The organism is Streptomyces sp. NPDC006134, assembly GCF_040628835.1.
GTDB lineage: Bacteria > Actinomycetota > Actinomycetes > Streptomycetales > Streptomycetaceae > Streptomyces.
Genome location: NZ_JBEXTV010000013.1, coordinates 39,584 through 53,846 on the forward strand (window position 1 = coordinate 39,584; position 14,263 = coordinate 53,846).

The window sequence follows — 14,263 nt, forward strand, 5'->3', positions numbered from 1 at the left end:
GCACCCTTCGGCTACCCGGGTGTGATCGTCGTACTGGCGCACAGTGAGCGCCATGGACATCCTCCTCCTGGACACGGGGGCCCGGCGTCGGCGCGTCCGCCGGACGCGGCGGGCGCTGATCGCCTCGGTGGCCGGTGCCGCCCTGCTGGGCGGGGTGCTGGTGCTGGCGCCCCGGGAGCGGGCCGCCGCGCCGCCGCCGCCCGCGCCGGGGCCGGCGGCGCAGGCGCTGGGCGCGGTGCGGGCCGCGGTGCCGGCCGCGCTGCCCGATCTGGCGGTGCTGATCGGCGAGCGGGAGGCCCGGGTGCGGGCGGACCCGGAGGACGCCCGGTCGTGGGCGGTGCTGGGGGCGGCGTACGCGGAGCAGGGGCGGCGGACGGCGGACCCGGCGCTCTTCCCGCGGGCGGAGCGGGCGCTGCGGACGTCGCTGGAGGTGGCGCCGCGGCGCAACGCCGACGCGCTGGAGGGGATGGCGGCGCTGGCGGTGGCGCGGCGGGACTTCTCGGCGGCGAAGTGGTGGGGGGAGGCGGCGCGGAAGCTGGAGCCGAGGCGGTGGGCGGCGCACGCGCTGCTGATCGACGCCTACACCGGGCTCGGGGACCACGAGGCGGCGGAAAGGTCCCTGGACCGGCTGACGGAGCTGCGGTCGGGGCCGGCCGTGATGGCCAGGGCGGCGGCCGTCTACCGGGACCGGGGCTGGCGGGAGGACGCGGCGGCCCGGATCTCCGACGCGGCGGCGCTGGCCGAGGCCCCGGCCGAGCGGGCGGCGTATCTGGAGCGGGCCGGGCAGCTGGCGTTCGAACGCGGGGACCGTGAGGCGGCGCTGCGGTACTTCGAGGAGGCGCTGCGCACCGATCCCGACCAGCGGGCCGCGCAGGCCGGGCAGGGGCGGGCGCTGGCGGCACTGGGCCGGACGACCGAGGCGCTGACGGCGTACCAGGCGGCGCTGGCCCGGCAGCCGTGCCCCGCCCACGCGCTGGAGCTGGGCGAGCTGTACGAGTCGCTGGGGCTGGAGCAGGCAGCGCGGGTGCAGTACGACCTGCTGCGGGCGCGGGTGCGCGAGGCCGCCGCGGGCGGGGCGGACGAGGAGCTGGTGCTCGGGCTGTTCGAGGCCGACCACGGGGACGCGGAGGCGGCGGTGCGGCGGCTGCGCGCCGAGTGGCGGCGGCAGCCGGGGACGGCGGTGGCGGACGCCCTGGGCTGGGCGCTGCACCGGGCCGGGCGGGACGAGGAGGCGCTGGAGTTCGCGCGGACGGCGACGGAGGGCGAGCGCGGGGGCGGGGTGCGCAGCGCGCCGTACGCCTACCACCGGGGCGAGATCGAGCGGGCGCTGGAGCGGTACGGGGCCGCCCGGCGGCATCTCCGGGAGGCGCTGCGGATCAATCCGTACTTCTCCCCGCTGCACGTGCCGCAGGCCCGGCGGGCGCTGGCGGCGCTGGGCGAGCCCTCCGTGGAGGGCCCGCCGGAGCCGTAACGCCGTAACTCTGTAGCGCTGTAGCGCCTCAGCGCCTCAGCGCCTCAGCGCCTCAGCGCCTCAGCGCCTGGGAGGGTGCCGCGCTAGAGGTTGCCGCGCTTGGCCTGCTCGCGTTCGATCGCTTCGAACAGGGCCTTGAAGTTGCCCTTGCCGAAGCCCATCGAGCCGTGCCGCTCGATCAGTTCGAAGAAGACGGTCGGGCGGTCCTGGACCGGCTTGGTGAAGATCTGCAGCAGGTAGCCGTCCTCGTCGCGGTCGGCGAGGATCTTCAGCTCGCGCAGGGTCTCCACGGGGACGCGGGTGTCGCCGACCCACTCGCCGAGGGTGTCGTAGTACGAGTCGGGCGTGTCCAGGAACTGGACGCCGTTGGCCTTCATGGTGCGGACGGTCTGCACGATGTCGTTGGTGTTGAGCGCGATGTGCTGCACGCCCGCGCCGCCGTAGAACTCCAGGTACTCGTCGATCTGGGACTTCTTCTTGGCGACGGCGGGCTCGTTGATCGGGAACTTCACCTTCAGGGTGCCGTCGGCGACCACCTTCGACATCAGCGCGCTGTACTCGGTGGCGATGTCGTCGCCCACGAACTCCTTCATGTTCGTGAAGCCCATGACCTTGTTGTAGAACGCGACCCACTCGTTCATGCGGCCGAGCTCGACGTTGCCGACGCAGTGGTCGATCGCCTGGAAGGTGCGGTGGGCGGGCGGTTCGACGAGGGGGGCGGCGGCGGTGTAGCCGGGCAGGTAGGGGCCGTCGTAGCCGGTGCGCTCGACCAGGGTGTGGCGGGTCTCGCCGTAGGTGGCGATCGCGGCGAGGACGACGGTGCCGTGCTCGTCCTTGACCTCGTACGGCTCGGCGATCGAGCGGGCGCCCTGCTCGACGGCGTAGGCGTGGGCGGCGCGGGCGTCGGGGACCTCGATGGCGAGGTCGACGACGCCGTCGCCGTGCTCGGCCACATGCCGGGCGAGGAAGCGGCCCCAGTCGGTGGACGGCTTGACGACCGAGGTGAACACGAAGCGGGCGGAGCCGTTCTCCAGCACGTAGCTCGCGGTCTCCCGGCTGCCGTTCTCCGGTCCGGAGTAGGCGACCAGCCGCATGCCGAAGGCGGTGGAGTAGTAGTGGGCCGCCTGCTTGGCGTTGCCCACGGCGAAGACGACCGCGTCCATTCCCTTGACCGGGAAGGGGTCTGCCTGCCGTGCGGTGTCGGGAGTGTGGTGTGTGGTCTGCGTCATAGCCGCAGGGTCCCGCTCGTCTGCAAGGTGCGCAATAGTTCGCGTATTCGCTGGGCAATCTGCTCAGTGGAAAGCCGACCCGGGCGGACGTTCTGTACAGGGTGACCAGGGGGAGGGTGCGGTGGCGATCGATCATCTGGACGGGCGGATCATCGTGCTGCTGGCGCGGGAGCCGCGGATCGGGGTGCTGGAGATGTCCCGGCGGCTGGGGGTGGCGCGCGGGACGGTGCAGGCGCGGCTGGAGCGGCTTCAGTCGAACGGAGTCATCCGCGGTTTCGGCCCCGAGGTGGACCCGGCGGCGCTCGGCTACCCGGTGACGGCGTTCGCCACGCTGCAGATCCGGCAGGGGCAAGGGGCCGACGTGAGGGCGCACTTGGCGACCGTGCCGGAGGTGCTGGAGCTGCACACCACGACCGGCACCGGGGACATGCTGTGCCGGCTGGTGGCTCGCTCGAACGCCGATCTCCAGCGTGTGATCGACCGGGTTGTCGGTTTTGATGGCATCGTCCGGGCCTCGACGGCGATCGTCATGGAGAACCCCGTACCGCTGCGGATCATCCCGCTCGTCGAGCAGGCGGCACGGGAGCGGGACGGGCGCGCGGACGGGCGCACGGACGGGCGCACGGACGGATGTGCGGATGGACGCACGGACCGACGTGCGGACGGACGCACGGACGGATGTGCGGATGGACGCACGGACCGACGTGCGGACGGACGCACGGACCGACGTGCGGACGGGTGTACGAGCAGACCTGAGTGAGCCGACCGGCCCTGGGGGTGAGCGGACGTGAACTTCTGGGAGTACCTGGGCAGCCGCCACGAGCAGCTGCTCACGGACGCCTTCCAGCACGCCAGCGCCGTCTTCCAGTGCATGGTCGTGGCGACCGTGCTCGGTGTCCTCGTCGGCGTCGCCACCTACCGCAGCGACTGGGCGGGGAACCTGGCGACCACGGCCACCTCGACCGTCCTGACCATCCCGGCGCTGGCCATGATCGGCCTGCTCATCCCGGTCGTGGGGCTGGGCGTGGCGCCGACGGTGACGGCGCTGACCCTGTACGGGCTGCTGCCGGTCGTGCGCAACGCGATCGTCGGGCTGCGCGGGGTCGACCCGGCGCTGGTGGACGCCGCCCGGGGCATCGGGATGTCGGGCCCGGCCCGGCTGCTGCGGGTGGAGCTGCCGCTGGCCTGGCCGCCGATCCTGACCGGCATCCGGGTCGCCACGCAGATGCTGATGGGCATCGCCGCCATCGCCGCCTACGCCTCCGGCCCCGGGCTCGGCAACGAGATCTTCCGCGGGATCGCCTCGCTGGGCAGCAAGAACGCGCTCAACCAGGTCCTCGCGGGCACGCTCGGGATCATCGTCCTGGCGCTGCTGTTCGACGCCGTGTACGTCCTGATCGGGCGGCTGACCATCCCCAGGGGGATCCGTGTCTGAGACCACCTCCGCGCCGACGCCTTCCGCCCCGGCGGGCGCGACGGGCGCGACGATCGAGCTGGAGAACCTGACCAAGCGGTACCACGGGAACCCGCAGCCGGCCGTCGACAACGTGAACATGCAGATCGCGGCCGGCGAGACGGTCATCTTCGTCGGCCCCTCGGGGTGCGGGAAGTCCACGACGCTGAAGATGATCAACCGGCTGATCGAGCCGACCGGCGGACGCATCCGGATCAACGGCGAGGACGTCACCGACATCGACCCGGTGAAGCTGCGCCGCAAGGTCGGTTACGCCATCCAGTCCTCCGGCCTGTTCCCGCACATGACGGTCGCCCAGAACATCGGGATCGTGCCGAAGATGCTCGGCTGGCCGAAGGCGCGGATCCGGGCGCGGGTGGAGGAGATGCTCGACCTGGTCGGGCTCGACCCCGGCGAGTTCCACGGCCGCTATCCGCGCCAGCTCTCCGGCGGCCAGCAGCAGCGGGTGGGTGTGGCGCGGGCGCTGGCCGCCGATCCGCCGGTGCTGCTGATGGACGAGCCGTTCGGCGCGGTCGACCCGATCACCCGCGACCACCTCCAGGACGAGCTGATCCGCCTCCAGCGCGAGCTGCACAAGACGATCGTCTTCGTCACCCACGACTTCGACGAGGCGATCAAGCTGGGCGACCGGATCGCCGTACTGCGCGAGCAGTCGCACATCGCCCAGTTCGACACCCCCGAGGCCATCCTCACCAACCCGGCGGACGACTTCGTCTCCGGCTTCGTCGGCGCGGGCGCGGCGCTGAAGCGGCTGAACCTGACCCGCGTGGGGGACGTCGAGATCACCGACTACCCGACGGCGACCGTCGACGACCCGCTCCAGGAGATCTTCGACCGGCTGCGGGCCGGGGGCACCAACGAGGTCCTGCTGCTCGACCGGCGCGGGCGGCCCTACAAGTGGCTGCGGCGCGGCGACCTGATGCGCGCCAAGGGCTCCCTGGCGCGGGCGGGCACCCTGGTGCACGACACGGTGACCCGGGACGCGACCCTGCGGGACGCGCTGGAGGCGGTCCTGACCGACAACGCGGGGCGGGTCGCGGTCACCGGGCGGCGCGGGGCGTACGAGGGTGTCGTCGACATGGAGACGCTGATGAACTCCGTGCACGAGATGCTGGAGGCCGACCGGCTCGACGCGCTGGAGCACCAGCACGACCTGGAGGAGACCCGGGCCGAGCAGACCCGCGCCGAGCAGGAGGGCGACGGCCTCACCGAGCGGGGAGGGCAGGCGTGAGGGCCTCTCCCGGCCGGTGGCCCGAGGACGAGCACGGGGCCGCAGGGGCCGTGTTCCGCGACGACGGCGAGGCGGGACAGGGACAGGAACAGGGACAGGGACAGGGACAGGGACAGGGACGGGGACGGGGACGGGGACAGGAACAGGGACAGGGACAGGAACCGGAGCCGGAATCCGAGCCCCGCCCGCCGTCCCCCGCCGCGACACGGCGGCGGGTCACCTGGCAGAAGCTGACCTTCCTGCCCGCGCTGCTGATCGCCGTCCTGCTGGCGACCTGGCTGTGGTTCCGGCAGGCGGAGCTGGACTCCGTCAGCGAGAACGCCCTGTCGGACGGCCGGGTCGGCAAGGCCCTGTGGCAGCACGTCGAACTGACCGTGATCTCCACCTTCTTCGTGCTGATCATCGCCATCCCCCTCGGCGTCCTGCTCACCCGCAAGGCGTTCCGCAGGGCCACCCCCCTGGCGATGGCGCTGGCCAACATCGGCCAGGCGACCCCGGCCATCGGCCTGCTCGCCCTGCTGGTGATCTGGCTGGGCATCGGCCGCAGGGCCGCCCTCATCGGCATCATCGTCTACGCCGTCCTGCCGGTGCTGTCGAACACCATCGCGGGCCTGAAGGCCAACGACCCCACCCTGCTGGAAGCGGCCCGCGGCATCGGCATGTCCCCGCTGGGCGTCCTGACCCGCGTGGAACTGCCGCTGGCCGTTCCCCTGATCCTGGCGGGCGTCCGCACGGCCCTGGTCCTCAACGTCGGTACGGCGACCCTGGCCACGTTCGGCGGGGGCGGCGGCCTCGGCGTGCTGATCACCACCGGCATCACCAACCAGCGGATGCCGGTGCTGATGCTCGGCTCGGTCCTCACCGTCGCCCTCGCCCTCCTGGTGGACTGGCTGGCCTCCCTGGCCGAACTGCTGCTGCGTCCCCGGGGACTGGAGGTGGGCGCATGAGACGCCGTGCGTGCCTGCTGCTGGCCGGGGTGCTGCTGTCGGCGGCGGCCGGCTGCGGTCTGACCAGCGGCTCCCCCATGTCCGACGACGTCGGGCCCGGCACCGTCGGCCGGGGCCGCCCCCTGGAGGGCGCCGACCTCACCGTCACCTCCAAGGCCTTCACCGAGCAGCTGATCCTCGGCGCGATCATGGGCATCGCCTTCGAGGCGGCCGGCGCCGAGGTCCTGGACCGCACCGGCATCCAGGGCGCCATCGGCTCGCGCGAGGCGGTCCTGAACGGTGACGCCGACGCGCTGTACGAGTACACGGGCACCGGCTGGATCACGTTCCTGGGCCACAACAAGCCCATCGCCGACCCGCACGAGCAGTGGCGGGCGGTGCGCGACGCCGACCGGAAGAACGGGGTGACCTGGCTGCCGCCGGCGTCGCTGAACAACACCTACGCGCTGGCGATGAACCGGGCGAACTTCGAGAAGTACGGCACGCGGACCCTCTCGGACGTGGCCCGGCTGGCGAAGTCGGACCCGGGCGCGGTGACGCTGTGCGTGGAGGGCGAGTTCGCCAACCGGGGGGACGGGCTGCCGGGCATGGAGCGGACGTACGGGATGGACGTCCCGGCGCGGAACGTCACGCAGATGGACACCGGGATCATCTACACGCAGGTCGCGAAGGGGGCCTGCACGTACGGGGAGGTCTTCACCACCGACGGGCGGATCAAGTCGATGGACCTGGTGGTGATGGAGGACGACAAGAAGTTCTTCCCGAACTACAACGCGACGCCGGTGGTCAACACCAAGGTGCTGCGGAAGTGGCCGGCGATCGCCGATGTCCTCGCGCCGGTCACCGCGAAGCTGACGAACTCCGTGGCGCGGGAGCTGAACGCGCGGGTGGACGTCGACGGGGAGGACCCCCACCACGTGGCGCTGGACTGGATGAAGGAGCAGGGGTTCGTGAAGGGCGGCTGACCGTGCCCCCTCGGAGTCCGGCCGCGGTCAGCAGCTGGGGACCGTGCCCTTGCCCGACGCCAGGGCCTTGAGCGCGCCGACCGCGCCCTTCAGGGTGGTCACCGGCACCAGCCGCAGCCCCTCGGGCAGCTCCGCCTCGGCCTCGGCGCACTCGGCCTTCGGCACCAGGAAGACGCTCGCCCCGTCCCGCCGCGCGGCCTGCGTCTTCAGCGGTACGCCGCCGACGGCCCCGACCTCGCCGTCGGCGGCGATCGTGCCCGTACCGGCGATGACCCGCCCGCCGGTCAGGTCGCCGCCGCTGCCGTCGCCCTCGAGCTTGTCGATGATCCCGAGGGAGAGCAGCAGCCCGGCGCTGGGACCGCCGACGTCGGCGAGCCGCAGACGGACGTCGACGTCCCCCGCGTCGAGGCCCAGGTAGTCCAGGGCGGCTTGGGTCGCCGCGTCCTGGGACTCCTCCATCTGGTCCAGGTTGTACTGCTCGATCTCCCGCACGTCCCCGCCGCTCGGGTAGACCGCGTCACGCGGCATGACCGCCCGGTCGGTGGCGAACCAGTTGCCGAGCACGTCGCCGAGCCGGACGTCCGTGTCGGGGCCGGTCGCCACGATCGTCGTCATCCGCAGCTGTCCGCTCGTCTCCCGGACGGGCGCGCCGGAGATCTCGATCACCTCGGAGCCCTTGTACGCGCCGAGCACGTTCGCCGTCGAGCCGGGCTGCGCCACCGAGAAGGGCAGCGGTGCGAACGCCGCGGTGGCGAGCAGAGCGACGACGGGCAGGGCACAGAGGGCGACGGCCTGGGGGCGCTTGAGGCGAGAGAGCACGGAGTCAATCTAACGTGGGGGCGTGTCCCGGCCGGGTCCCGGTACCGCCGGGACGACCGGCCCTCGGCGCCCCGCCGCTCCCGGCCCGGCGTGACCGTGGTGCCCCGGCCCGGCACCACCGAGCCGACCTGGTCCCGGCCCCGCCCCGGCGTCACCGCAGCGCCCCGGCCCCGCCCCGGCATCACCAAGGCGGCCCCGACCACGAACCGACGCCACCGAGCCGACCTGGCCCCGGCCCCGCCCCGGCGTCACCGCAGCGCCCCGGCCCCGCCCCGGCATCACCAAGGCGGCCCCGACCACGAACCGACGCCACCGAGCCGCCCCGGTCCCGGCCCCGCCCCGGCACCACCGAGCCGCCCCGGCGTCACCGCAGCGCCTCGGCCACCTCCCGGGCCGCGTCGACCACTCGCGGTCCCACCCGCTCCGGCACCACGTCCGACAGCATCACCACGCCCACGCTGCCCTCGACGCCCGTCACGCCGAGCAGCGGCGCCGCGGCCCCGCTGGCCCCGGCCTCCAGCTCCCCGTGGGTGAGGGTGTACCCGGGGTCCCCGGCCGGCTGCTGCCGCGCCGCGAGGATCGCCCGGCCGGCGGCGCCCCGGTCCAGGGGGTGGCGGAAACCGGCCCGGTAGGCCACGTGGTAGTCGGTCCAGGTCGGCTCGACCACGGCCACGGCCAGCGCCTCGGCCCCGTCCACCAGCGTCAGATGGGCGGTGGCCCCGATGTCCTCGGCCAGCGCCCGCAGCGCCGGCAGCGCCGCCTCGCGCACCAGCGGGTGCACCCGGCGGCCCAGGCCCAGCACCCCCAGTCCGACGCGGGCGCGTCCGCCCAGGTCACGGCGGACAAGGGCGTGCTGCTCCAGCGTGGCGAGCAACCGGTACACCACCGTCCGGTTCACGCCCAGCTTGTGGGACAGCTCGGTGACGGTCAGCCCGTGGTCCGTATCGGCCAGCAGCTTGAGGACGCGCAGTCCTCTGTCGAGCGTCTGGGAGGTCTCCGCGGTCACGACGCCCACTCCTTAGTGGTGAGGTCGGCGGCCTCCTCGCGGCGGGCGCGTCACCGAGTCCCGTCGGTGACGCGGGTCAGAGGCCGCCGATCGGCTGACGGCCCGGCGTCCTCCCGGGCCCAGTCGCTTCACGGCTGCGCTCCGCGGCGGCTCTGCCACGGGGCGTGTGCGTAGCGGGACAGTAACGAGCCGGTCCGCTCAGCGGAAGGCTCCGTCCAGAATCCGGGCAGGGGCCGGTGGAAACCGTCTGTGTTTGCCCCGGTACGTACCGCGCACAAGTGCGTACGGCGCACAAGGCGGGACCGCGCTCCCGGGGCGTGCGCGTCACTTCATGCGCGTGGCCCACTCCTGGACCTTGGCGATGCGCTGGCGCAGCTGCCCCGCCGTGGCCTCGGCGCTGGGCGGGCCGCCGCACACCCGGCGCAGCTCGGTGTGGATGACGCCGTGCGGCTTGCCGCTCTGGTGGACGTAGGCGCCGACCATGGTGTTGAGCTGGCGGCGCAGCTCCATGAGTTCCTTGTGGGTGACCACCGGCCGCCGCTCGGCGGGCAGTTCCAGCAGGTCCGCCTCGGTGTCGGGCTTCTTGCGGCTGTGCGCGATCTGCCGGGCCTGCCGCTTCTGCAGCAGCAGCTGCACCTGCTCGGGCTCCAGCAGGCCCGGGATGCCGAGGTAGTCCTGCTCCTCCTCGCTGCCCGGGTGGGCCTGCATGCCGAACTCGGCGCCGTTGTACATCACCCGGTCGAAGACGGCGTCGGACTCCAGCGCCTCGAAGGGCAGCATGTCCTGCTCGCCGGTGTCCTCGTCCTTCTGCTGCTCCGCCTCCTTGAGGAGCTTGTCCTCTTCGGCGTACGGGTCCTCCTCGCCGTCCTTCTTCGGCCGGTCGAGGACGTGGTCGCGCTCGCGCTCCATCTCGTTGGCGAAGGAGAGCAGGTCGGGCACGGTCGGCAGGAAGACGGAGGCGGTCTCGCCGCGCCGCCGGGACCGTACGAAACGGCCGACGGCCTGCGCGAAGAACAGCGGCGTCGAGATGGTCGTGGCGTACACCCCGACCGCCAGGCGCGGCACGTCGACGCCCTCGGACACCATGCGGACGGCGACCATCCACCGGTCGTCGCTCGCGCTGAACTCGTCGATCCGCTTCGACGCGCCGGCGTCGTCGGACAGCACGAGGGTCGCCTTGTGCCCGGTGATCTCCCGGATGAGCTTGGCGTACGCGCGCGCCGCGTCCTGGTCGGAGGCGATGACGAGGGCGCCCGCGTCCGGGATGGCCTTTCTGACCTCGGTCAGCCGCTGGTCGGCGGCGCGCAGCACGGCGGGCATCCACTCGCCGCGCGGGTCGAGGGCGGTGCGCCAGGCCTGGCTGACCGCGTCCTTGGTCATCGGCTCGCCGAGGCGGGCCTCGATCTCGTCGCCGGCCTTGGTGCGCCAGCGCATGTTGCCGCTGTAGGAGAGGAAGATGACCGGCCGCACGACGCCGTCGGCGAGGGCGGACCCGTACCCGTAGGTGTAGTCGGCGGCCGACCGCCGGATGCCGTCCGCCCCCTCCTCGTACGTCACGAAGGGGATGGGGTTGGTGTCGGACCGGAACGGCGTACCGGTCAGCGCGAGCCGCCGCGTGGCCGGCTCGAACGCCTCCAGGCACGCCTCGCCCCAGGACTTGGAGTCACCAGCGTGGTGGATCTCGTCCAGGATCACCAGGGTCTTGCGCTGCTCGACGCGGTTGCGGTGCAGCATGGGCCGCACGCCCACGCCCGCGTACGTGACGGCGACGCCGTCGTACTCCTTGCCGAGCGGGCCGGCGCTGTACTCGGGATCCAGCTTGATCCCCACCCGCGCGGCGGCCTCGGCCCACTGCTTCTTCAGGTGCTCGGTCGGCGCGACCACGGTCACCTGCTGCACGACGTGGTGGTGCAGCAGCCAGGAGGCCAGCGTCAGCGCGAAGGTCGTCTTGCCGGCGCCGGGCGTGGCGACCGCCAGGAAGTCGCGCGGCTGCTCCTGGATGTACTTCTCCATCGCCCCCTGCTGCCAGGCGCGCAGCTTGCTGGCGGTGCCCCAGGGGGCACGGCCGGGGAAAGCCGGGGACAGGTGGTGCGACGAGCTGGAGCTGGCGGTGGTAGTCACGGTCTCCGGAGGGGGTAGAACGGCTCGGCTACGTATGACAACCGGGCCACCCTACCGGCGCCGCCACCCGGCCGACGCCCGGACCGGGCCGGGTCACCTGCCGGTGGGACCGAGGTCACACCGGCCGCTCGGCCAGGTCCCGCAGCGCCTCGGAGATGACCTTCACGTCCTCCAGACCGCCGTACGCCTCCTGCCCGAACTGACGGCCGTCGGCCGGTGCACGACCGACTCCAGCGCGGTCAGGTACACAGAGGTCGCTTGAGTCGCTCCAGCAGCTCGGCCCATGTGGCGGTCTGCTCCTCGGCGGCCTTCCGGACGAGCGCCTCGTGAGCCGTCCGGGCCGGACAGTCGTCCACGGCCCGCGGCACCATGGCGTGCGTGCCGACCCCCTCCTCCTCGGCGCGCGGCTTCAGGGCTTCCCTTCGTTCGTCGCGGAGACGCGGGCTCATGGCCATATCCGAACGGTACCGATCGATGGGGTCAGAGCGGCACCGATCGATGAGGTCAGAGTGGTACCACTCACGCCGACGGCGTCCGCACCCGCGTCGTCACCCACGCCCCCACCAGCGCCACCGCCGCCATCGGCAGGAAGACCGCCGCGAACGCGGCCGGGTGGGAGCCGGCGCCGGTGGCCTCCGTGGCCGCGTGGCCGGCCGTACCGCCGCCCAGCGCGGCGAAGGCGGCGCCGCCCGCGGCGAGCAGCAGGACGTTGGACAGGCCGTCGGAGATCTGCAGGGCGGCGGAGTTGGTGCCCGCCTCCTCGGGGGCGGAGAGCTTCAGCAGCAGCACGCTGGTGGAGGAGATCACCAGGCCCATGCCGAAGCAGCCGAATGCCCAGGCGACGGCGACCGTCCAGGCGGGCACCGCGTCGATCAGCACGCTCGGCGCGGTGGCGATGGCCGCCGCGACCAGCGCCATGCCGAGCGTCATCAGCCGCTCCCGGTGGGGCTCCACGCGCGGCCGGGACTGCACCCACGAGCCCAGCGCCCACGTCGCGCCGCCCGCCGCGAGCGAGAACCCGGCCAGCGTCGGGCTCAGCCCCCGCTGGGTGACCAGCATCAGCGGCACGAAGGACTCGGCGGCGATGAAGGAGCCCGCCGCGAGGCCGCGCAGCAGCACCACGGAGGGCAGGCCGCGGGCGGCCCGGCAGGTGCCGCGCGGGAGCAGGCCGAGCACGGCCGGGACGAGCAGCGCCGCGCCCGCCGCGCCGGGCAGCAGCGAGAGCCAGCGCAGGTCCTGGGCGCCGTATTGGAGCAGCCCGGCACCCAGCGAGATGCCGAGGGCGAGGCGGATGCGGCGGCGGTCGAAGGAGGCGGGCCGGTCCCCGCCGTCCGCCCCCGGCACGGGGCCCGCCGCCCGGCTGCGTATCTGCGGCAGCGCCAGGGCCAGCGGGAGCACCACCAGGACCGGGATCCCGACGAACACCCAGCGCCAGCCGAGGTGCTCGGTCACCGCGCCCGAGGCGAGCGGGCCGACGATCGACGGGACGATCCAGCCCGCCGCGAACGCCGCCATGATCGCCGGCCGCAGCCGCTCCGGGTAGGCGCGGCCGACGACGACGTACAGCGCGACGATCACCAGTCCGCCGCCGAGCCCCTGCACGGCCCGCCCGAGGATGAACAGCCACATCGCCCCGGCCGTCCCCGACAGCAGCAGCCCCGCCGCGAAGGAGGCGATGCCCCAGGTCAGCGGCGCCAGCGGCCCGCGCCGGTCCGACCACTGACCGGAGAGCACCATCCCGAACAGGCTCGTCGTGAAGTACCCGGAGAACGCGAACGCGTACAGCGACACCCCGTGCAGCTCCCGCGCCGCCACCGGCATCGCCGTGCCGACCGCCGTCGCCTCGAAGGCGATCAGGACGACGACGGAGACGATCCCGATGCTCAGCGCCCGGTAGGCACGGCTCAGCACGGTCTCACCGGCCGGGGCGGGGGCGTCGGGGGAGGTTTTCGCGTCGGCGGCGGTGTGGGCGACGTCGGTGTCGCGCGGCTCAGGGACGGTCATGGTCGCCAGCGTAAGGGTCACAGCCGGTGGTGACTCCTGTCCGGAGACGGTCCGCGCCCGCGACCTTGGTCGTAGGACCGCCGCCCGTTCGTGAACGGCGTGTGGCGGTCGCATTGCGGCGCCGCCCCTTCCCTTGAGCACCGCTCCCGGCGGGGCCTACGGTCGAAGAGCCGAGGGGGAAGCGGTACTCCACTCCCCCGCCCCGGCCGTGTGCCCGAGTGGTTGAGGGACTCGCCTGCAAAGCGAGTGACGCGGGTTCGATTCCCGCCACGGCCTCCAGTGGTATCCCGCGGCGCAGCAGCCAGAGGGTCAGGACCAGGGTGGAGAGGTCCGAGGCCAGCGGGTGCAGGGCGGCCTCGGTCTCGCGCCAGGCCAGGACCGCGCCCGTGGCCGCGTCCACGACCACGCCGCTGCCGTCGGCCAGGCGGCCCACACGGATCAGGTGCTCGGCCCGGTCCGGGAGCCGGTCGGCCGGGAACGCGCCGGGGTGCCCGTAGCGCTCGTGGCACTCGTAGTACTCGTAGTACTCGTAGTACTCGTAGTACTCGGCGAGGGTCGGCAGTGGCATCTCCGTGTCGTGGCGGAACGGGAAGCCGTTCTCGGGCAGGCCCGTCTCGCGCAGGAAACGGCGGGTCGGCTCGTGGGTGAGCGTCGCGGGGAAGTCGACCTCCTCGAACCGCACCACCTCGCCCCGGCCGAACTCCCGCTCCAGCAGCCGGGCCGGAAGGTCCAGCGCCAGCCCGGACGCCGTGCGCCGGCCCGCCGCGAGGACCAGCAGGCCGAGCAGCGCGGCCGTCCTCCAGAACAGCGGCAGCCCGTCGCCCCGCAGCCGCTCCGCCGGCGGCGCCGACGGGCCCCGGGCCGCCCCGGCCGCCGTCGCGAACCTGATCAGCGTGAGCGGCGACGGCCCCCACAGGACCGTGTCCCCGGCCGTCCTCGCCGGCCCCTCGTGTGCCGGTCCCCGGTGCGTCGATCCCCCGTGCATCGTGCTCCCCC

At 73.4% G+C, this 14,263-nt stretch carries 11 protein-coding genes, 1 tRNA gene and 2 pseudogenes; 7 read left to right on the forward strand and 7 right to left on the reverse strand.

The window, feature by feature from the left end:
- Positions 1–52: 52 nt before the first annotated feature.
- Entirely contained in the window at positions 53–1,471 is a 1,419-nt protein-coding gene (locus ABZ340_RS11100) for a tetratricopeptide repeat protein (protein ID WP_358781473.1), read from the forward strand.
- Positions 1,472–1,554: 83 nt separating this feature from the next.
- Here the strand turns inward: ABZ340_RS11100 and hppD are convergent, their stop codons facing one another.
- On the reverse strand, positions 1,555–2,700 hold the full coding sequence (hppD, locus tag ABZ340_RS11105) for a 4-hydroxyphenylpyruvate dioxygenase (protein WP_358781474.1): 1,146 nt from the start codon (positions 2,698–2,700) through the stop codon (positions 1,555–1,557).
- 121 nt (positions 2,701–2,821) lie between these two features.
- Here hppD and ABZ340_RS11110 point away from each other — a divergent pair.
- The 5 genes and pseudogenes from ABZ340_RS11110 to ABZ340_RS11130 form a co-directional block, all read left to right on the forward strand.
- A pseudogene (locus ABZ340_RS11110) lies at positions 2,822–3,280 on the forward strand (Lrp/AsnC family transcriptional regulator); the annotation flags it as partial.
- A gap of 207 nt (positions 3,281–3,487) precedes the next feature.
- Positions 3,488–4,135, forward strand: a complete 648-nt coding sequence (locus tag ABZ340_RS11115) for an ABC transporter permease (protein ID WP_358781475.1) — start codon at positions 3,488–3,490, stop codon at positions 4,133–4,135.
- The gene (locus tag ABZ340_RS11120; RefSeq protein WP_358781476.1) at positions 4,128–5,405 is read left to right on the forward strand and encodes a betaine/proline/choline family ABC transporter ATP-binding protein; all 1,278 of its coding nucleotides are present in this window, start codon (positions 4,128–4,130) and stop codon (positions 5,403–5,405) included. The genes ABZ340_RS11115 and ABZ340_RS11120 overlap by 8 nt, the downstream gene beginning before the upstream one ends.
- Positions 5,402–6,352 (forward strand): ABC transporter permease, encoded by a 951-nt coding sequence (locus tag ABZ340_RS11125; protein WP_358781477.1) that lies wholly within the window; start codon positions 5,402–5,404, stop codon positions 6,350–6,352. The genes ABZ340_RS11120 and ABZ340_RS11125 overlap by 4 nt, the downstream gene beginning before the upstream one ends.
- On the forward strand, positions 6,349–7,317 hold the full coding sequence (locus tag ABZ340_RS11130; RefSeq protein WP_358781478.1) for a glycine betaine ABC transporter substrate-binding protein: 969 nt from the start codon (positions 6,349–6,351) through the stop codon (positions 7,315–7,317). Before ABZ340_RS11125 ends, ABZ340_RS11130 begins: the two co-directional genes overlap by 4 nt.
- A 27-nt stretch (positions 7,318–7,344) precedes the next feature.
- Here ABZ340_RS11130 and ABZ340_RS11135 read toward each other — a convergent pair whose 3' ends face one another.
- From ABZ340_RS11135 to ABZ340_RS11155, 5 genes are all read right to left on the reverse strand, one after another.
- Entirely contained in the window at positions 7,345–8,136 is a 792-nt protein-coding gene (locus ABZ340_RS11135) for a S16 family serine protease (protein ID WP_358781479.1), read from the reverse strand.
- Between the two features lie 364 nt (positions 8,137–8,500).
- Entirely contained in the window at positions 8,501–9,142 is a 642-nt protein-coding gene (locus ABZ340_RS11140; protein ID WP_358781480.1) for a helix-turn-helix domain-containing protein, read from the reverse strand.
- A 324-nt stretch (positions 9,143–9,466) separates the two neighbouring features.
- Entirely contained in the window at positions 9,467–11,263 is a 1,797-nt protein-coding gene (locus tag ABZ340_RS11145) for a DEAD/DEAH box helicase (protein WP_358781481.1), read from the reverse strand.
- Between the two features lie 239 nt (positions 11,264–11,502).
- Positions 11,503–11,718, reverse strand: a complete 216-nt coding sequence (locus tag ABZ340_RS11150; protein WP_358781482.1) for a CopG family transcriptional regulator — start codon at positions 11,716–11,718, stop codon at positions 11,503–11,505.
- A 64-nt stretch (positions 11,719–11,782) separates the two neighbouring features.
- On the reverse strand, positions 11,783–13,267 hold the full coding sequence (locus ABZ340_RS11155) for an MFS transporter (RefSeq protein ID WP_358781483.1): 1,485 nt from the start codon (positions 13,265–13,267) through the stop codon (positions 11,783–11,785).
- A gap of 204 nt (positions 13,268–13,471) precedes the next feature.
- Between ABZ340_RS11155 and ABZ340_RS11160 the strand changes: the two genes are divergently transcribed.
- Positions 13,472–13,546: transfer RNA gene (locus tag ABZ340_RS11160), tRNA-Cys, on the forward strand.
- Between the two features lie 58 nt (positions 13,547–13,604).
- Here the strand turns inward: ABZ340_RS11160 and ABZ340_RS11165 are convergent.
- Positions 13,605–14,252: pseudogene (locus ABZ340_RS11165) on the reverse strand (SUKH-4 family immunity protein); the annotation flags it as partial.
- Positions 14,253–14,263 lie beyond the last annotated feature (11 nt).

Coding starts and splice junctions, on each gene's coding strand:
- ABZ340_RS11150 (WP_358781482.1), bottom strand. CDS start 11,718: ATGGCCATGAGCCCGCGTCTCCGCGACGAACGAAGGGAAGCCCTGAAG.
- ABZ340_RS11155 (WP_358781483.1), bottom strand. CDS start 13,267: ATGACCGTCCCTGAGCCGCGCGACACCGACGTCGCCCACACCGCCGCC.
- ABZ340_RS11100 (WP_358781473.1), top strand. CDS start 53: ATGGACATCCTCCTCCTGGACACGGGGGCCCGGCGTCGGCGCGTCCGC.
- ABZ340_RS11130 (WP_358781478.1), top strand. CDS start 6,349: ATGAGACGCCGTGCGTGCCTGCTGCTGGCCGGGGTGCTGCTGTCGGCG.
- hppD (WP_358781474.1), bottom strand. CDS start 2,700: ATGACGCAGACCACACACCACACTCCCGACACCGCACGGCAGGCAGAC.